This window comes from Chryseobacterium pennipullorum (assembly GCF_003384725.1).
Taxonomy (GTDB): domain Bacteria; phylum Bacteroidota; class Bacteroidia; order Flavobacteriales; family Weeksellaceae; genus Chryseobacterium; species Chryseobacterium pennipullorum.
On the sequence record NZ_QNVV01000002.1, the window covers coordinates 15,059 to 33,816 of the forward strand.

Sequence of the window (18,758 nt, forward strand, 5' to 3'; positions counted from 1 at the left end):
TTATAAGTATTTTTTGATAAATATTATCTTCTAGTTCTACTCTTATCGTTGGTTCTGGCATCCTGTGCAACACGGAAACCAATCCATCCATAAGCTTTACCTTGATTTTTGTATCTTCTTTGTCCCGGATCAAGCCAATATGCTGTATCCTGCCAAGAACCTCCTTTTACCACTCTTACATCATTGGAAATCCCTGATGTTCTGTCTCTGGTATCTTTCTGCATTTTCACTCTTCCTTGTGCATCTACTACGAAGCTTTTACGTGGAGAATTATACATATCAAATCCTGAAGCAGAATCCGAAGCTCTGTAATATTCTAAAGAAGATTGTCTGTCTCCATCCCTGTAGTTTCTGTAATCAGCAACAGTCTCTCTTTCGAACTGACCAGGAAGTCCTTTGTACACTAATCTTCCGTCTGCCAGCGTATCGTACTTGATTGTCCCTTCATCAATCATTTTGTAGGTACCATCACCGTTTCTTACAATCGCCTGAGGCATATTTCCTCTATAGTAATTGAAATCGTTGAAATCTTCATCGATAATAGGTCTGTAAACATCGGCCGTCCATTCAGAAACGTTTCCATACATTCCATAGATTCCTAAATCGTTGGATGGATACTGTCTTACATCCGCAGTCTGTGCAGCCCCGTCATTTTTCCATCCTGCAATACCAGAGTAATCTCCTCTACCCATTTTGAAGTTTTCAAGGAACATTCCTCTATCTCTTCCTTTGGTTCCTCTCAATCTTTCGATTTCTGGTTTTTTACCTAAGTATTGGTTATATTCTCTGTTTTTAGCCAACCCTAATGCAGCATATTCCCATTCAACTTCAGTAGGAAGTCTGAACTTCTGAACCATTGCAGCATTTGGAGCTCTGTTGGCAGCTAATAATCTCTGGTTGGTTGTTTTCATCCCGGATTTTTGCTGCATTCTTTTTTCGTTGATGTACCCTTGCATTTCAGGATCATTCGCTTTGAATTTATCCATATTGAATGCGGTACCTCCCTGGTTATTGGATTCGTTGATATATAAATCTTTAGCAATAACCCCTGCCTGCATCAAAGCCTTTTCGTTTGCTCTGTCTGTAAGCCATTCACAGTATCTGTTTGCCTGAGTCCACGAAACTCCTACTACCGGGTAGTAATCGAATTCCGGAGAACGCAGATAAGTTTCTTGATAATCGTTTCTTGCTAATTTGTTGTCCCATAATAAGGTATCCGGTAAAGCACCGTTGTAGATTTCCTTAAAGCTAGGATCACTTGGAGGGAATACATACTTCAACCATGTCAGGTATTCGCGGTATTCATAGTTAGTAATTTCTGTTTCTCCGATAAAGAATGAACTTACCTGCATTCTGCGCGGCGTGTTATTCCAATCGTGCATAACATCATCTTTCACTAATCCCATTGTAAAAGTTCCACCTTCTACATATACCATTCCCGGCCAACCTTTTTGCTTCTGTTGCTTTCCTGCAAAAAACCAACCCTGTTTTTCGTTTGGTTTCCAACCTGTTTTACTGACAAATTTTTTGGTACCGCCACCTTTGCTGGTCCCTGATCCGCCACAGCTGGTTAATGCAAGTGTAGAACTTAATGCTATTAATGAAAATAACTTTAGTTTTTTCATAGTCGATATAAATATTTTCAAGAGTACAAAGAAAAAATAAATTATTCAATAAATCAAATAAAGATTTGATTTTTTTGAAAAACGTTAACAAATTAATTTTATTGTATCACAATTTAATTCTAAATTTTTCATTTATTTTGTAATTTAGCAATTTCAATAATAAACATGAGACGAAAAATCACACTTTTATCCTTAATCGCCTTTGCATCAACACTTTACGCCCAAAGAAACACCATAGAATGGAATGGCTCTAAAATTCAGGACTTTGGTGATACAAAATTAAATCTTCCCAATTTTAAAAATGAGGGTTTTTCTTTCAGCCAAAATAATGTTTTTATTGTAACGAAGCAAAAAGTAGGAGAAAGACAGCTAAAGATTTCAGACCTTGCCTGGGAAAATGTTTCCAATCAGGATTTATTCGAACTGGATAAAGGAGCGCTTCCCGATCATGATATTGCAGATGTTACCTATTATAATATAGAAGGAGAAAGCTACGCCAGTGTAAGCATTGCTTTATTCAAAAATATAAAAGGTCGGGTTCAGAGATTATCGTCATTCAATGTTTCGGAAAGTGGTGCTTCTCTCAACAGGATAGGCGGTGTGAACAAAATAGGTACAACAGGAAATCCGCTGTCCAGTGGTAATTTCTACAAAATAAAAGTAGACAAATCAGGAATCTTTAAAATTACCAGTCAGTTCTTAAGAGACAACGGGATCAATCCTGCTTCTGTAAATCCCAAAAATTTCAGAATCTACGGAAACGGGGGAATTATGCTTCCTGAATTCAATCAGGATCCAAGGTATGATGCCTTACAGGAAAATTCGATCCAGGTAGTCGGTGAAGAGGACGGCGTATGGAATGATAACGATTATGCTCTTTTCTATGCCCAGGGTCCAAACGGATACAACCTCTATGATACCAGCAACGGAAATGGTTTTAAAAGAAGAGATACAAGATCCGACACCAGTAATAATGTCAAAAATGTATATGAAGACTTCGCCTATTATTATATCAACTTTGACAAAGGAGCAGGAAAAAGAGTACCTACTGTTGACGAAACGCTGCCCAATCAGCTGATTACCCGATACGACAGCTATCAGGTGATCAATAATGATCAGAAAAACCTTCTGAAAGTAGGAAGGACCTGGGTAGAAGACTCTCCTTTCAATGCCGAAAAAACAATAACCCTTACCACCAATTCTCCTATACAGGCCAATGATATCATAAGATACAGAACGCAGGTGATTGGGTACAGAGCGCAGCAGAATGCTCTTGATATCAAAATCAACAACTCAAATCCGCATCTGCCACAAAGTGTTCCAACCGATACCTCATCGTATCAGTATAATTTCTACCCTTTAAGGTTTTCAGGAACGCTCACCAACCAGACCGGAAACCAGGTGACTTTCGTGTACAACCCGGACATTGCTAAAAATCCTAACGGAACCTTCTATTTTGACTATGTAGAGGTACAATATAAAGAAAATCTTGCGTTCAACGGTTCGCAGATGAATTTCAGGGACTATTCTATTGCAAGCGGAAGCAATACGACCTATGGGTTCAGCATTTCCAATTCTTCAGCGATAGAACAGGTATGGGATGTCACTGATATTACGAATGCCAACAGAAGGGTTAATAAGGCCGGAGCAGGTGCTTTTAACTTTGCTTATACGGCTGCCGATCAGAATTTCAACAATGAGTTTGTAGCTTTCCGTGCTGATGCAGCTTTCAACCCGCAGTTTGTGGGAAGAATCTCCAATCAGAACCTTTCTGCGCTTCAGAACATAGACTACCTGATCCTTACGGTACCTGAACTGATGGGGCAGGCACAACGGCTGGCCAATTATCATCAAACCAAGAACAATTATAAGGTAGAGATCGTAGATGTCAATAAGGTCTATGAAGAATTCGGAAGCGGAAGCAAGGACCTTACCGCGGTAAGAGACTTTGTGACCAGATTAAATACCCAGGCAGGAAGACTGAAATATGTATTCATCCTAGGAGATACTTCTTATGATTTCAAAAACAGGGTTCCTAATAATACCAATGTTGTTGCCAGTTACCAAAGTGAGCACTCTTCAGATTATGTCGCTTCTTTTGTGACGGATGACTATATTGTAATGACGCAGCCTCAGACGGCTTCTTTCATTGAAAATAATTTACCGAATATTCCTGTGGGGAGAATTCCGGCGGCCAACATGACGGAAGCAGCCAATATGATCGATAAAACCCTGGCTTATTATAACTCCCTTCCGGGACAATCCAGTCCGTTTGGAGAATGGCGGATGAGACTTGATTTTGTGGTGGATGATAATGCTGAAAACGGAGGTCCTTTTCATAATGTAATGAACAATACTCTGGCAAGCCTGTTCGAACAGCCGGGAGTGCAGACCCTGAAAGAATACAACGTCAAAAAATCATATCTTGATGCTTTCACTGTTCAGAGTACATCAGGAGGCCCAAGGTACCCGCAGGTAAACCAGGCCATCTCCAACAGTATAGGAAACAGCTTATATCTTTTCTATTTCGGACATGGAGGGATCAATGGCTGGGCACAGGAAAGAGTGCTCACGAGCACCGAGATTCAAAACTCAAACAATTTCTCTAATGTATACAGCAGGTTTCCATTCGTATCGACTATTACCTGTGAGTTTACATTATGGGATGAACCGTCTACCAATTCTGCCGGAGAACAGTTTATCAAACTAAAACAGGGAGGAGCTGCTGCAATGATTACCTCCAGCCGTGCGATTGGAGTGGACTATGGACGCGACTTTACGGATATCTTTACGAAGAATATTTTCAAATTAACCAGCGACGATTTTGAATCTCTCGGATATGCTCATTTAAATGCAAAAAAACAAAAAGGCCCCAACAGCAATCACTTAAAAGTAAATGTTCTGGCTGACCCTGCTATGAAATTAAGCAGACCACAGAGACTTTTGGTGATCGATAATATTGAAACGCCTGTTCCAGGACTGATCAGAGGGTTGGATTTCGTTAAAATCAAAGGACACATCAATAATCCAAACGGTACACTGAACAATACATTTAACGGAAAAGTTTCCATCAATATCTTTGATAAAAGGTTAAACAAAAAAACACTGAATAACAACGGTGCACTGGCACCCGTACTGGAATATACCGAAGAAGGAAGTCCTATTGTAAAAGCGGCAGGAACTGCTGTAAACGGGGTATTCACTTCAGAGTTTTACGTTCCCAAAGATATCAATTATGCGGTGGGAGAAGGAAGGATCCTTGGCTATGCCGACAATAAGGTCAATGATGTTTTCAATAATCAGAGTGTTCAGGTAGGTGATATCAACCCCAACGGAATCAATGATAACCAACCTCCTAAGGTAAAACTGTATATGAACAATACCAACTTTGCAGACGGAGGTATTACCAATCAGAACCCGATGCTTTTAGCATGTCTTACGGATGACACGGGAATCAACTCTACAGGATCTGGAGTAGGCCATGATATAACAGTATATTTGGACGGCCAGGTAGTGAACACAGTTGTTTTGAATGATTTTTACGTTGCCGGAGAAGGAAATGGATGTTTAAACCCAAGCCTTGCCGACTATCAAAAGGGGAATGTGACCTACCCTTTCAGGAATTTAGCGATCGGGCAGCATCAATTGTCATTTAAAGTTTGGGATATAAACAATAATTCGACAACTGCTACGTTAAATTTTGAAGTTAAGGATGAATCTGACCAGCATCTGACCATCAACCGCCCGTTGAACTGGCCAAACCCTTTCACCAATAAGACGTACATCCAGTTTGAACACAACTGCGATGATATTCTGGATGTGAATGTACAGATTTATACCATTACCGGAAGATTGGTAAAAACTTTATCGCAGCCAGTGGTTGCAGAACCGTTCCTGCAGGGCTTCAGAACACCTCGCCAGGCAATAGAATGGGATGGTAGAGATGATTTTGGGGCTACCGTAGCAAAAGGTACATATATTTTTAAGATATTTGCAAAAAGTCAAAATCAAGAAAAATGCAAAGGAAGTGCTACAGCTGTAGAAAAAATGGTACTTTTGAAATAATTTTGATAATACATAGACAATAATATTAATAAAAAACTGATAATATATAAAAGACAACATATGAATTTAACTACTAAACTGCTTTTAGGATTTGGGTTAAGTGCTGGTTTTCTAGGCTATTCGCAAGATTTGGGTAAAATAAACCCAGTACTTACCGGAGCTCCTTTCCTACGAATTGCACCGGATGCAAGATCAGGAGGTATGGGAGATCAGGGGGTGGTGACCTCCCCGGATGCATTTTCACAATTCTGGAATGCGGCAAAATATCCTTTCAGCAGAACAAGTTCTTCCATTGGTCTGAACTACACACCTTATATGGGAAAACTTACCAATGATGTATTCTTATTATATGGGGCATTCCACAAGTTCCTGGGCCAGGATGAAAGATCTACGATTTCTGCAAGTATCTACTATTTCAACATGGGACAGGTAGACCTTACTCAGTTGGTAGGTACGGAAATTGCTTCCATGGGTACATCAAAACCGAACGAATTCTCTATTGACGTTGCCTATGGTCTGAAGCTTTCTGATTCTTATTCAATGGCTGTAACCGGGAGATTTATACGTTCAGACTTAGCCGGAGGATTCAACACAGATACTACTCTTAAAGCAGCTAATTCTTTCGCTGTAGATATTTCAGGATACTATACTTCACCGAGATTCTCAAGTTTCGGAGGATATGACGGTAAGCTAAATGCCGGTTTCGCGGTTCAGAACCTGGGTCCCAAACTGGATTATACCGGAAACGAAGAGTCCAGATCTTATCTGCCTACGATGGCCAGATTGGGGGTTGGATATGATATGTATCTGGATGATATGAACAGAGTCGGACTGAGTGTAGAAGGTTCCAAGCTTCTGGTACCTGGATCTGAGTACGCAGGAATTGATCCGAATACAAGACAGCCAAGATATGAGATCCCAAATGTAGGACCCATGGCTGGTATCGGAAAATCCTTTAAAAACAAAAACAGCATCATGTACAGTGGTGCCCTTGAATATTCATATGACAATGCTTTTTCTGTAAGAGGAGGTTACTTCCATGAAAGCGAAGAGCAGGGAGCAAGACAGTTTGCGACAGCAGGTATTGGACTAAAGTACCGTTCATTCGGACTGGATCTTTCTTACCTGATCAATATGTCTAAAGTAAACAGTGCCTTAGATAACACCCTTCGTTTCGGTCTTACCTGGAACATCGGTGATGAAACATCTAACTACGACCGCTAATAGAGCATCGCCCATTATACAAAGCCTCATCAATATGTATGAGGCTTTTTTATGACAGGCCATATCCTTAGAAAAAATTCTGTTTACTTCTCATTTTTGAACCAGTAATTAACCGGAGAATCAGGAAGAACAGAAATCCACTACTTTTTAAAGAGATTGATCGTATAATCCAGCAATTTTCTATCTCCGTACTCCCCATGCCCAGGAACCACGATTTTAACATCTGGGTATTTTTTTTTAACTTTCTCAACAGTATCCGGCCAGGAAGAAACATTGGCATCTCCAAGATATCCTTTACCCGCCTCCAGCTCTTTTAGCAGACACCCGCCAAACAAGATCTGATCTTTAGGAAAATAACCTACCGTATTATCCTTCGTATGACCTTCTCCAAAAAACCCGACAAGCGCCTTTTCGTCACCAACTTTTAAGACCAGAGAATCCACAAAACTGTTTACAGGAACGGCAAAGTTGTCTTGCTTCCCGAGTTCCAGTGTTCTGATGTAGCCATATGAAGGAATCTTGTGACCGTTAAAAGCCTGTATTCCTCCCATACTGTCATCATGAAAATGAGTCGCTACCACCGCATTGATTTTTGAGTGCAGGTTTCCATTGATCCATCGTATGAGCTCTTCTGAACTCTCATCAGTAACAGGAGTATCGAAAACAATGGTTTCATTATGATCTTTTACAACGAGTCCGTTACAGGGAACATTTCCAAAATCATTGGTTTGCTTGTAAGACGTATGGATAAAAGAATGCTCTGAGATCTGAGTAATGATCAAATGATCAGATTTATAAATTTCTTTTGCTTTAAAAGTATCTTTCTTTTGAGAGCTGCAACTTACAACAGTAAGAGAAAAAAGAATAAAGAATAGGTATCTCATTTTGATTGTGGTCTATGTGATTGTTTTCGTGTTGAGCTAAATTAGGAATTTAGACTATAAGATGATCAATCATATTAAAAAAATAACGGTTTACTCAGTCTTTGTTTCATATGCTACGTCTCTCGGGCTTCTCTCTCACTTCCTTATAAAATTTACCTGAAAATTCAAAAATCCGGGGATTAAAAAAATATAATATTTAAGTTTATAAAAGTCTCTTTTTTATGGGGCATTTTTTGTTTTCAATAGCTATTTTTGTAGTATGAACTATTCAGCAGAACTCAAAAAATTTGTAACCAGTCAGTATGTCTATTCTGCCATCAGAATAACATTGGCTACTGTTCTGCCCTGTTTAGTTCTCGCGCATTTTGGGATTCTGAAAGAATACTTCCTTTTTCCCCTGGGAACCAGCTTCGTAGCTCTTACCGACCAGCCCGGACCTTTCATCCGGAGAAGGAATGCCCTTACCTTTGCCATTTTCTGCTTTGTTTTTGTAGCCCTGATCGCAAGTCTGGTGATGAATATTAAGGCACTGGTACTTCTGGAAATTATTGTATTCGGTATGTTCTTCTCACTGATCGGCGTATACGGACAGAGGTTAGCTGCTGTAGGCTCGCTTTCCCTGGTGGTGCTGGCGATCTTTATCGACGGACACCTGACGGGGAGCGATATACTGAAAAGCTTACTGATTTTCGCCAGTGGCTGCATATGGTTTTTGCTGATATTCCTTGTAGTAACTACTATTCGCCCTTATAAGCTGGCGGGTCAGATGATCGGAGAAAACTATCTTCAGCTGGCAGAATTTCTCAAGATCAAAGCCAATTACTATCAGAAAAATCCGGATTTTAACAGACTGACCACTCAGGTTATTGCCAAGCAGATCGAGATAAAAAATCTTCAGGAAGAAACCCGGGAAACGGTTTTCAAAACGAGAACCATCGTTAATGAATCCACAACAACCAGCCGCTTACTGATGCTGATGTTCCTGAATTCCATGGACCTTCATGAGAAGCTGATGACCTCTGAAAGTGATTATCAGAAGCTACAGCAAAGCTTTGAAGAAAGCATGATTCTGGTCAATATCCACGATTATCTCAATCTTCTGGCCGAAGAGATTACCAACATTGGAATCGCCCTTCAGAGTGGAACCCGCGCCAGACCTATGTCTGATATGGAACTTGAGCTTAAAAACCTCAACTATAATTATTTTGAGCTCAGAAATAAACAACTGTCTTCTGAGAATCTGGAAAATTTTATGATCCTTCGTCAGATCCTGATGCGCATCAATGAAATTACCAAAGAGATCAATGAGATTTACAAAGTGTTCTCCCAGAATGTAAAACTGGCCAAGAGCTTATCCACCGGATTGGATCTTAAAAAATTCATGCCAAATGAGCCCAAGCTTAATGCCCGGGTGTTAAGGAATAATATTTCACTATCATCTTCCCACTTCCGTCATGCCATCAGAATTACCACAGCATTGCTGGTAGGATATATTTTTTCCATGTTTGATTTTCTGGGCCTGGGACACACGTACTGGATATTAATTACCATTACGGCTATTTTGAAGCCGGCCTACTCCATCACCAAGAAAAGAAACCTTCTCCGTTTGTATGGAACCGTGACAGGCGCCACAATTGCGTATATTATTCTTCATTTCATCCATATCAACGGCCTTTTATTTGCCATTCTGCTGATCAGTATGATCATGTGTTTCAGCTTCTTAAAAGGACGGTATTTCTGGGCGGTATTATTCATGACGATTTACGTCTTTTTAAGTTTCAATTTCCTGAATCCAGGGAAAGTCAATATTATTTTTAAAGACAGGGTTGTGGATACAGCCATTGCCGGAATTATTGCTTTTGCGGTATCTTATATTGTCCTGCCGGTTTGGGAACATACCCAAAATCTGGATCTGATGAAAAAATCTGCAGCAGACAACCTCATCTATTTCCAAAGTGTGATATCCAAATTTCTGAATGGTGATTTTGACATTGAAGATTATAAGGTAAAAAGAAAGAATGCCATCATATCCCTGGCCAACCTTTCGGATAATTTCCAGAGAATGATTTCTGATCCTAAAAATCAACAGAAAAAACTGGAAGTTGTCCATCAGTTTGTCGCCACCTCCCACCTGATCACAGCCTACACCGCTTCACTATCCCAATACTCCAAAAGTAAAGAACAGTATCCCGAAATAGATGCAGAAAGCTGGAGCAGGAAAATAGAAGCAGAAATGCAGCAAACCTCTACCCTGCTGAATGGCGAAGACATCAGCGAAACCCTTAAAATGGAAAGCCGTCTGGAGCCAGAGGATTCTTCCATTGAGGACCTGCTGATGAAAAGAAAAACAGAGATCGAGGAAAATGATATTATTGACAGAAGAGATCCTGATAAAATCTCCCATCTTACAGAGCTTAAAAATATCCAGGATATCCTGGAGTTGATCTATGACGTCGCCAAGGAACAGCGAAAGGTCATAGAAAAATACCGGAACGAAAAGCACGCGGCTACGCCTCAACAATCGTAAAGCAATAGTCGTCAAAAAATTCTACCCGGGCCTTAAATTCATCCGAAAACTGCTCGTCGTATACCCGGCAGCTGATCTTATGAAGGTGCTTCAGCTCGAATGGTTTCACTTCATAATTTTTTTTCAGAGACCAATATTTGGAATGATGAATTTTATACATGCTTTCCTTCACGCTCCAGATAATGGTGTAAAAGGTATCGGCCCTATCTTCAGGGATAAAGCCCCGTTCATTTTCATAAGTAAACTTATCAATAACCCTTAGAATTTTTGGATTAAACTTTTCTACATCAATACCAATCTTATTTTTAGAAATAGCAATGGCTGCAAAGGGAAAAGAATGGGTAATGGAAATTTCTGCGTCCTTCGGAGAAAGAAAGGGCTCCCTTTCTCTGTACAGAATTTTGGCATGAGGCTTCAGTCCTTTAAGCAGTTTACGGACCATCAGTACCTCCAATAACTTTTTAGGATGATAATCTTTTACCTTTTCTGCATTTTCGGGCTCCAGAAGTTCATTGATGTCAAGCTCTTCACTTTCATCATATTTCCAAACAAGGATCGTGGCATTATCATCAGAAAAATCTCGGTAAAGGGGCATCGTTTTTTTATTCGATAAAAGTAGTAAAAAGAAGTGGAAAGATAAAATGAGAGATATCGTGAAAGAAACCTTAAATATCCCGAATCATCCATTGTGGGTAGTCCAGAAAAAATGAATGGTAACAAAATAGATTCCCACCACTAAAAAGCAGTAAATTTGTTGTGATTGTAAAACTATAACATTGGAAAAAATCGCTGTTATCGGAGGACTCGGCACATTGGCTGGAGGGGACCTGTTTTTTAAACTGCTAAAGCATCAAGAGGTACTAAAAAACCAATTGAAGTATCATTTTCTATTTGAGCAGCAGCCTTATAGCCAGATGAATCTGCCTTTATACCAGGAGGAAGATATTAAATCACGTAAATTTTACACCTATACGATCTGTAAAAACTTTGAAGACAAATCTGTAACAAAGGTAATGCTCCCCTGCTTTGCCAGCCATTCATTTTTAGAAGAGCTTCAAAAAGAAATATCCATTCCGGTCGTTAATATTTTTAAGGCACTGGCGCATTATATCCATTTACGTTTTAAACCAGGAATAAAGATCGGTGTCCTCACGTCAGATTATGTAAAAGAAGGGCATATGCTGAATGCCTATCTGCGAGATTACGATCTGGTATTCCCATCTGATCAGCGGAAATTGATGGATGCTATATATGGAGATCAGGGAATTAAAAACGGTTATTTTGACGGGCTTTCTCTGGAATATATCTACGAAGCCTGTACCGAACTTTACGGCAAAGGCTGCGATATCATCCTGCCCGGAATCACAGAGCTGTCTCTGGTGGTGGAGCCATTATGGAAACGAGGGGTTCATATTCTCGATGTGAACCAGATCTATGCTGATTATGCCCTGGAACAAGATAACGACCGCACAGCGAAACAATTCAAACTTGGAATTTTGGGCGGTGTAGGACCTTCAGCTACCGTAGACTTCATGAATAAGATCATCAGAAATACACCTGCTCAGAAAGACCAGGACCACATCAAAATGGTAGTGGAACAGAATCCTCAGATCCCCGACAGAACCGCCCACCTTATTCATCAGGAAACAGACCCGAGTATTGCCCTGTTTTCTACCTGCAAGCGGTTGCAGGCTGAAGGCGCAGATGCGATTGCGATCCCTTGCAATACCGCCCATGCCTTTGTAGAGGAAATTCAGAAACATCTGAATATTCCCATTATCAATATGCTGACCACCACTGCGGAATACATCAGTAAAAACTTTGGACAATCTGTAAAAGCCGGGTTATTGGCGACCAGCGGAACCATTGAAAGCAAAGTATATCATGACATTCTTGAAAAATATGGTCTTGAGGTCATTATTCCCGATGAGAAGCACCAGGGATATGTTATGGAAAGCATTTATGGGGAATATGGAGCAAAAGCAGGGTTTACCGATGGGGCTTGTAAAGAATACCTTCTGATGGCAGCAGAGTTCGTTATCAGCAATGGAGCGGATGTTATTATATTAGGCTGTACAGAACTTCCTCTCCTATTTCCGGAGGAAACTGAAATTACTAAAAATGAAAAAAATACTCCATTGATTGATCCCACCTTACTTCTTGCCAGAAAAATAGTAACCGTTGCAAAAAGCTGATAATTTATTAAGGATGACATAAAAAAAACAGCTGCAATGATCGTAGCAGCTGTTGTATAAATCTTGTATGCTTTTCTATTTAGACTGATGATTAGCATCGTTTCTATGCTCTACGATCTCTAAATTCTGATCTACAAAATACGCACTTCCAAATCCGTTTACATAAGATCCTTTTACCGGCTTCAAAGCAATTAAAATAAAATCTCCCATCCCGGAAATTACATCCACCACTTTTCCGTGAGTTTCCTTAAGCCTGGCCACTACAGTATTCCATACCTCAGAATCTCTTTCAATCTGTGTAGGTACCGCTTCAATGGTCAGACGTTCGCGGGCATAGATCTGTTTGGTAGCAGATTCATCTTCAATGAACATAAGGGATGCCTTTCTTCCGTCAGCAAGGTTCTTTGTGTGTCTGGCCATGAAAGATACCAGAATGTAAAATGTCTGGTCCATCTGTACAAAAGGGGCATAGCTGGAATTGGGAACTCCTTCGGCATCTGTTGTCGCCAGGATTACACTTTGGGAAGCATTGATCAGCTCTTTTACTTTGGGGGCAACAGGTTTAGCTTTTTTCTCTGTATGGGTTTGATTCATAGTATATTTTTTATCGGTTAAAAATAGCTATTTAGATTAAGACTAAATAATTTTAAATCATGCATAATATCATAAAACTGAAAATGAGCTGCCGTTTTTTTATCTTAATTATAAATTGTAATTTTGCCTTTCGTTATCACTTGAATTTAAAATTATTCATTACATATGAGTACTACAACACAATACGTTCCTTATAAAGTTAAGGACATTTCCCTTGCAGAATGGGGAAGAAAAGAAATCACTCTTGCAGAGGCAGAAATGCCAGGTTTGATGGCTATCCGTGAAGAATACGGACCGTCTCAGCCGCTAAAGGGTGCCAGAATCGCCGGATGTCTTCACATGACCATCCAAACTGCTGTGCTTATCGAGACATTGGTGGCTTTGGGAGCTGAAGTGACCTGGTCTTCTTGTAATATCTTCTCTACTCAGGATCACGCTGCTGCGGCTATCGCTGCTGCCGGAATTCCGGTATATGCATGGAAAGGTCTGAATGAGGAAGAGTTTGACTGGTGTATTGAGCAGACTTTATTCTTCGGGGAAGACAGAAAACCACTGAACATGATCCTGGATGATGGAGGTGATTTAACCAACATGGTATTTGATAAATATCCTGAATTCACAAAAGATATTAAGGGACTTTCTGAAGAAACGACTACAGGAGTACACCGATTATACGAAAGAATGAAGAACGGAACTTTGGTAATGCCGGCTATCAACGTAAACGATTCTGTAACCAAGTCTAAATTCGACAACAAATACGGATGTAAAGAATCTGCAGTGGATGCTGTAAGAAGAGCTACTGACGTTATGCTTGCAGGAAAAAGAGTGGTAGTTTGCGGATACGGAGATGTAGGTAAAGGAACGGCCGCTTCTTTCAGAGGAGCAGGTTCTATTGTTACCGTTACGGAAATCGATCCGATCTGTGCCCTTCAGGCTGCCATGGACGGATATGAAGTAAAAAGACTGGATACGGTAGTAGACAATGCAGATATCATCATTACAACCACCGGTAACTTCAATATTGTAAGAGGAGAACACTTCCTTAAAATGAAAGACAAAGCGATCGTTTGTAACATCGGTCACTTTGATAATGAAATCGATATGGCATGGTTAAACAAAAACTATGGTCAAACGAAATCTGAAGTGAAACCTCAGGTAGATATCTATACCATCGAAGGAAAAGAGGTCATCATCCTTGCAGAAGGTAGATTGGTAAACCTGGGATGTGCAACAGGACACCCAAGTTTTGTAATGTCCAATTCTTTCTCCAACCAGACTTTGGCTCAGATCGAACTTTGGAACAATTCTGCTGCTTACAAAAACGAAGTATACATGCTTCCTAAGCATTTGGATGAAAAAGTAGCTGCTTTGCACCTTAAGAAATTAAGCGTAGAGCTGGAAACTCTTTCTCCTGAGCAGGCAGAATATATCGGGGTAGAAGTACAGGGACCATTTAAGCCTGAATACTACAGATACTAAGATTACAAATATCTGATATACTCCCACTATTTTAAAATAGTGGGATTTTTTGTGTAAACCTGCCAGACATTTTATATTTTTGCCCAAAAAAAAACAAATCAGATGAAAAAACACTTAGTTCTGGGACTGATGACTTCAGCCATTTTGTTCAGTAGCTGCAGTACCGATAACAATGAGCCGGAAAAAAAATTATTACTAAGCAAAGTCACTACTATTTATTATGATAACCCATCTGCACCTGAAACGGTGGTAGAAACATTGGAATATGACAGTCAGGGACAGCTCGTGAAAATGCAGTCTAAAGGCAGATCCAGCATTTTTGAGTATAACAATGGAAAGCCTGTGAAGACCACCTATTACAATGATAAGCAGGTAATGGAGTATTATCTTAATTTTTATTACCAGGGAGATCGATTGACGGCCAATAAAGCGGTCTACACAAATTCGGGCTTTTCCAGAACCTATTCGTATGCCTATAATGCAAGCGGGCAGCTTACCTCTTCTACCCTTTGTCAGTCGGAAGACTGCTCAGATCCGCGTGTTTCTTCCTTTACCTATAGCGGAGGCAATGTTTCAGTGGAAACCGATGTTACATCAGGAACATACGGCTTAGCTTTTAAAAGCGAATTTTCTTATGATAATAAACAAAGTCCCTATTCTAATGTCAACAAATATCTTAGGATCATGATGGGAAGGGCTGCTACCTTAAGTACAAACAATTACTTAATCGATAAAAGCAGTTCCAGAGTTCAAAACGGAAGCTGGAGTCCAGGTGAAACCACCACCTACACGATACAATATAATAACACAGGACTTCCTGTCCAGGCAATAGGGAAAGGATCTGACGGTAATCTTTCTGTTCAGTACATTTACGAATACATCTCTCAATAATAGTCAGCCCTCAACCTGGAGACCTTTCATGACTTAATATTTTCGCCATCACCTAGGCTTAATTTTATAATGAATATAGTAGTTCTCCTTTAAAATAAAAACATTAGTGTATGAAAACACAATTATGTATCGGGTTGATGAGTTCATTTTTATTATTCAACTGTAGTACCAATACTGAAGAAAATAATGACCCCAATACTTCCGAACCTCAAATATTATTAAGTAAGACTACGACTGTTTATCATGCAAATTCTACAAATCCCTCAACAGATGTTGTAAAACTCGATTATAATAGCCAAAAGCAGCTCGTCAAAATGTCGTCAGAAAATAGGATTGCCGTTTTGGAATATGATCTTACTGGTAAACCTTTAAAAGTAAATTATGAGAAACCAGATGGTACAGGAGTATATTATAAAACCTGTCACTACAACGGCGATCAGCTTACTATGGTCAAAACAATATATCCCACCAGTACCTTTAATACAACAATAACATATAGCAACGCTAAGGTGAGCAGCATATCTATTTGTAAATCTTCGAATTGCACAAATCCATTTACCAAGTCATTTTTATATATCGGGGATAATGTTTCGGAAGAAAATTCACAAGGTGACGGCATTGGCAGTCCTTACCATTTAAAAAGAGAATTTTCCTATGATAGCAATGTCAATCCTTATTCTTTGATTAATAAATATGTAAGAGTTTTTATAGGGGGCCCGGAGTTTTTAAGCCAAAATCTCTCTACTACAGAAAAAATAAGCACGAAATATACTTCGGGGAACTGGACTCAAATTCAAAATATCACTTACCAAGTAGAATACAATAATTCTCAGTTACCCACTCTGGTCGTAGGAAAAGATGACAATGGCAATGAGTTTGTAAGGCGTACTTACGAATATATTATTCAATAATACTAAGCTCTCCAATTCGGAGAGCTTTTATTTTATGAGCTGATTTCCACAATCCGTATTTTTCCCATATTTCGCTTTTATATAGAGCCTTGTTTCTAAAAAATGAATATATTTAACGCCTTAAATAAAACATTAATACATGAAAAAACAAAGAGTATCGAATGCATTTGTCGCTGCATCATGGGTTGCATTAGGGGCTGGAATGATTGGTTATATTGTAGGGCTTGCAAGGGCTGAAATGCAGCTTAACGAAAAAGGCTATTACTTTACCATTCTTCTATATGGCTTATTTGCTGTTGTTTCACTTCAGAAAGCTGTTCGGGACCGATTAGAAAACATCCAGGTAACCGATATTTATTACGGAATATGCTGGTTCGCGACCTTATCTTCTATCGTACTGCTAGCCATAGGACTTTGGAATGCCACCATCCTTCCAAGTGAGAAAGGATTCTATGCATTTGCATTTCTTCTGGCACTTTTTGGAGCTATTGCTGTTCAGAAAAATACAAGAGATAATATGATCGAATAATAAAAAACTCTCCGGAAAACCGGAGAGTTTTTGTATGTTTTACTTACAACTATATATCGAAATGATTAGGGTGCTGATTTTTAATATCATCCACCGTCCCCAATACTTTGTCTTTTAAAGAATCCTGATATTTCTGAAGGTTTTCGGCCACTTTTTCATCAGCACTACCCAAAATTTTAGCTGCCAGGATCCCTGCATTTAAAGCTCCGTTCAAAGCAACAGTTGCTACAGGTATTCCACCGGGCATCTGAAGAATAGATAATACAGAATCCCATCCGTCGATAGAATTACTGGATAAAATCGGAACCCCAATTACCGGAAGTGTCGTGCAACTTGCCACCATTCCCGGAAGATGCGCAGCCCCTCCGGCTCCAGCAACAATTACTTTCAAGCCTCTCTCTTTTGCCGTTTTTGCGTAGTCGAACATTCTTTCAGGTGTTCTGTGAGCTGATACTACGGTTAATTCATACGGGATATCCAGGCTTTTCAGAAAATTTGCTGCCTGTTCCATGATCGGCAGATCACTCTGACTGCCCATAATAATTCCTACCATCTTCAATTTGATTAGATTGTCAAAGATAAAAAATTAAATTGAAGACCGGAAGATGAAGTGCAGCGGCCTCCTGCTTTATCTTCCATCATCATTTGCGGCCAATTCATTTTTAATCTTTAAAATAATCAATTTGGCTTAAATTTTTCATCTGTATTCGTATAAATAGCAGCATCTGTACCCATCTGACGTTTTGCCAAATGGATATATTTGTACTAATACCCTATTGAAATTTTGAAAGATTATAAGCTTACCCTGGCCATACTTACAGTGGCAGTTGTCTGGGGAACCACATTTTTATCCATCCGCATCGCCGTGGAAACGATTCCTGCGTGGTTTGTGGCAGGGATACGCCAATCTCTGGCCTCTGTGATTATGCTTTTCATTCTTCTATATCGCAAAGAGTTCAGATGGATTGGCTGGAACAGTCTAAAATATCAGATTATTTTCTCCGTGTTGATGCTTGTCATTGCCAACGGAATGACGACTGTAGCAGAAGAAGAGGTGACGAGCAGCCTTACCTCGCTCATCAGTGCCTGCTCCCCTATCCTCGTATTTTTTGGAAGCATGGCGCTGGGGCTTCAGAAATTCAGCTGGCGGGCCTTCGCCGGAGTTCTGCTGTGCTTCAGTGGCATTCTGTTTATTTTCTGGGACGGTATTAACGATCTTAAAAACCCCGATTATGCCCTTGGAATTCTGTTTTTATTTATTGCCATTGCGGGCTGGGCTTCAGGGACTATTTTCACAAAAAAATTAAATATACAGAGCGGCAATATTTCATTAAATCTTTTTTATCAGTTTGCTTTTGCAGGGATTATTCAGGTTATTTTTGCTTTCCTGTTTTCAGAAAATTATAATTTTGGAAACTGGACGATGCGGAGTATTTCTGCCATGCTCTATTTATCAATTTTTGGTTCTGTAGCTGCATTCTTTGCTTTCCATTATGCTTTAACCAAAGTTTCACCCGTCCAGGTATCCATACTCGCTTATATCAATACGGTCATCTCCATCTTTTTGAGCTGGCTGATCCTGGATGAGAAAATCACAGCGAAGTTTATCATTGCTGCTGTCCTTATTATCTGTGGTGTGTTTATCATTAATTATAATCCGGCCATGTTCAAAAAACAGAGGTTGGAGCAGTAAGTACTGTTTTATTTTCAGTGAGCCAGGGTAAGATCAAGAATGATGGGCTTTTTATCATTACCGGCCTTTCGGTGTTTGTAACAATTCAGCTTTTTTAAACCAACCCATTCCACTGTATTGCAGATTATTACAAACAATTCA

14 protein-coding genes are annotated in these 18,758 nt (G+C 39.7%); 9 read left to right on the plus strand and 5 right to left on the minus strand.

The genetic code is table 11. The annotated features are described in order from the left end of the window. Positions 1-23 precede the first annotated feature (23 nt). Positions 24-1,625, minus strand: coding sequence for a gliding motility lipoprotein GldJ (gene gldJ / locus DRF67_RS02500; protein WP_115926341.1), 1,602 nt, complete (start codon positions 1,623-1,625; stop codon positions 24-26). 165 nt (positions 1,626-1,790) lie between these two features. Between gldJ and porU the strand changes: the two genes are divergently transcribed. Both porU and porV read left to right on the plus strand, forming a co-directional pair. Next, complete coding sequence (gene porU / locus DRF67_RS02505) at positions 1,791-5,690, plus strand: type IX secretion system sortase PorU (RefSeq protein ID WP_115926343.1); 3,900 nt, start codon at positions 1,791-1,793, stop codon at positions 5,688-5,690. Between the two features lie 60 nt (positions 5,691-5,750). After that, positions 5,751-6,914, plus strand: coding sequence for a type IX secretion system outer membrane channel protein PorV (gene porV / locus DRF67_RS02510; protein ID WP_115926345.1), 1,164 nt, complete (start codon positions 5,751-5,753; stop codon positions 6,912-6,914). 140 nt (positions 6,915-7,054) lie between these two features. On the opposite strand, the gene bla is transcribed toward porV, so the two are convergent. Then, entirely contained in the window at positions 7,055-7,798 is a 744-nt protein-coding gene (gene bla / locus DRF67_RS02515; protein WP_115926347.1) for a subclass B1 metallo-beta-lactamase, read from the minus strand. 259 nt (positions 7,799-8,057) lie between these two features. On the opposite strand from bla, the gene DRF67_RS02520 reads away from it, so the two are divergent. Next, complete coding sequence (locus DRF67_RS02520; RefSeq protein ID WP_115926349.1) at positions 8,058-10,325, plus strand: FUSC family protein; 2,268 nt, start codon at positions 8,058-8,060, stop codon at positions 10,323-10,325. Here DRF67_RS02520 and DRF67_RS02525 read toward each other — a convergent pair. Continuing rightward, a complete protein-coding gene (locus DRF67_RS02525; protein ID WP_115926351.1) occupies positions 10,306-10,920 on the minus strand; it encodes a 4'-phosphopantetheinyl transferase family protein in 615 nt (204 codons plus the stop codon). The genes DRF67_RS02520 and DRF67_RS02525 overlap by 20 nt on opposite strands. 181 nt (positions 10,921-11,101) lie before the next feature. Between DRF67_RS02525 and DRF67_RS02530 the strand changes: the two genes are divergently transcribed. Continuing rightward, the gene (locus tag DRF67_RS02530; protein WP_228435718.1) at positions 11,102-12,520 is read left to right on the plus strand and encodes a cysteate racemase; all 1,419 of its coding nucleotides are present in this window, start codon (positions 11,102-11,104) and stop codon (positions 12,518-12,520) included. A gap of 75 nt (positions 12,521-12,595) precedes the next feature. On the opposite strand, the gene DRF67_RS02535 is transcribed toward DRF67_RS02530, so the two are convergent. Next, positions 12,596-13,114: a HugZ family pyridoxamine 5'-phosphate oxidase gene (locus DRF67_RS02535; RefSeq protein ID WP_115926355.1), complete on the minus strand. Its 519-nt coding sequence runs from the start codon at positions 13,112-13,114 to the stop codon at positions 12,596-12,598. 165 nt (positions 13,115-13,279) lie between these two features. Between DRF67_RS02535 and ahcY the strand changes: the two genes are divergently transcribed. From ahcY to yiaA, 4 genes are all read left to right on the plus strand, one after another. Continuing rightward, positions 13,280-14,593, plus strand: a complete 1,314-nt coding sequence (gene ahcY, locus DRF67_RS02540) for an adenosylhomocysteinase (protein WP_047094722.1) — start codon at positions 13,280-13,282, stop codon at positions 14,591-14,593. A 102-nt stretch (positions 14,594-14,695) separates the two neighbouring features. Next, positions 14,696-15,484: a hypothetical protein gene (locus tag DRF67_RS02545; protein ID WP_115926357.1), complete on the plus strand. Its 789-nt coding sequence runs from the start codon at positions 14,696-14,698 to the stop codon at positions 15,482-15,484. Between the two features lie 110 nt (positions 15,485-15,594). Beyond that, on the plus strand, positions 15,595-16,395 hold the full coding sequence (locus DRF67_RS02550; RefSeq protein ID WP_115926359.1) for a hypothetical protein: 801 nt from the start codon (positions 15,595-15,597) through the stop codon (positions 16,393-16,395). Positions 16,396-16,534: 139 nt separating this feature from the next. Further along, the gene (yiaA, locus tag DRF67_RS02555; protein ID WP_115926361.1) at positions 16,535-16,924 is read left to right on the plus strand and encodes an inner membrane protein YiaA; all 390 of its coding nucleotides are present in this window, start codon (positions 16,535-16,537) and stop codon (positions 16,922-16,924) included. A 49-nt stretch (positions 16,925-16,973) separates the two neighbouring features. On the opposite strand, the gene purE is transcribed toward yiaA, so the two are convergent. Beyond that, positions 16,974-17,477: a 5-(carboxyamino)imidazole ribonucleotide mutase gene (purE, locus tag DRF67_RS02560; RefSeq protein ID WP_115926363.1), complete on the minus strand. Its 504-nt coding sequence runs from the start codon at positions 17,475-17,477 to the stop codon at positions 16,974-16,976. Positions 17,478-17,708: 231 nt separating this feature from the next. Between purE and DRF67_RS02565 the strand changes: the two genes are divergently transcribed. Beyond that, positions 17,709-18,617 (plus strand): DMT family transporter, encoded by a 909-nt coding sequence (locus DRF67_RS02565; protein WP_115926365.1) that lies wholly within the window; start codon positions 17,709-17,711, stop codon positions 18,615-18,617. Positions 18,618-18,758: the final 141 nt, after the last annotated feature.

What these genes read in the sequence shown, in the direction of transcription:
- gldJ (WP_115926341.1), bottom strand. Translation starts at nt 1,625, where the DNA reads ATGAAAAAACTAAAGTTATTTTCATTAATAGCATTAAGTTCTACACTT.
- porU (WP_115926343.1), top strand. Translation starts at nt 1,791, where the DNA reads ATGAGACGAAAAATCACACTTTTATCCTTAATCGCCTTTGCATCAACA.
- porV (WP_115926345.1), top strand. Translation starts at nt 5,751, where the DNA reads ATGAATTTAACTACTAAACTGCTTTTAGGATTTGGGTTAAGTGCTGGT.
- bla (WP_115926347.1), bottom strand. Translation starts at nt 7,798, where the DNA reads ATGAGATACCTATTCTTTATTCTTTTTTCTCTTACTGTTGTAAGTTGC.
- DRF67_RS02520 (WP_115926349.1), top strand. Translation starts at nt 8,058, where the DNA reads ATGAACTATTCAGCAGAACTCAAAAAATTTGTAACCAGTCAGTATGTC.
- DRF67_RS02525 (WP_115926351.1), bottom strand. Translation starts at nt 10,920, where the DNA reads ATGCCCCTTTACCGAGATTTTTCTGATGATAATGCCACGATCCTTGTT.
- DRF67_RS02535 (WP_115926355.1), bottom strand. Translation starts at nt 13,114, where the DNA reads ATGAATCAAACCCATACAGAGAAAAAAGCTAAACCTGTTGCCCCCAAA.
- ahcY (WP_047094722.1), top strand. Translation starts at nt 13,280, where the DNA reads ATGAGTACTACAACACAATACGTTCCTTATAAAGTTAAGGACATTTCC.
- DRF67_RS02545 (WP_115926357.1), top strand. Translation starts at nt 14,696, where the DNA reads ATGAAAAAACACTTAGTTCTGGGACTGATGACTTCAGCCATTTTGTTC.
- DRF67_RS02550 (WP_115926359.1), top strand. Translation starts at nt 15,595, where the DNA reads ATGAAAACACAATTATGTATCGGGTTGATGAGTTCATTTTTATTATTC.
- yiaA (WP_115926361.1), top strand. Translation starts at nt 16,535, where the DNA reads ATGAAAAAACAAAGAGTATCGAATGCATTTGTCGCTGCATCATGGGTT.
- purE (WP_115926363.1), bottom strand. Translation starts at nt 17,477, where the DNA reads ATGGTAGGAATTATTATGGGCAGTCAGAGTGATCTGCCGATCATGGAA.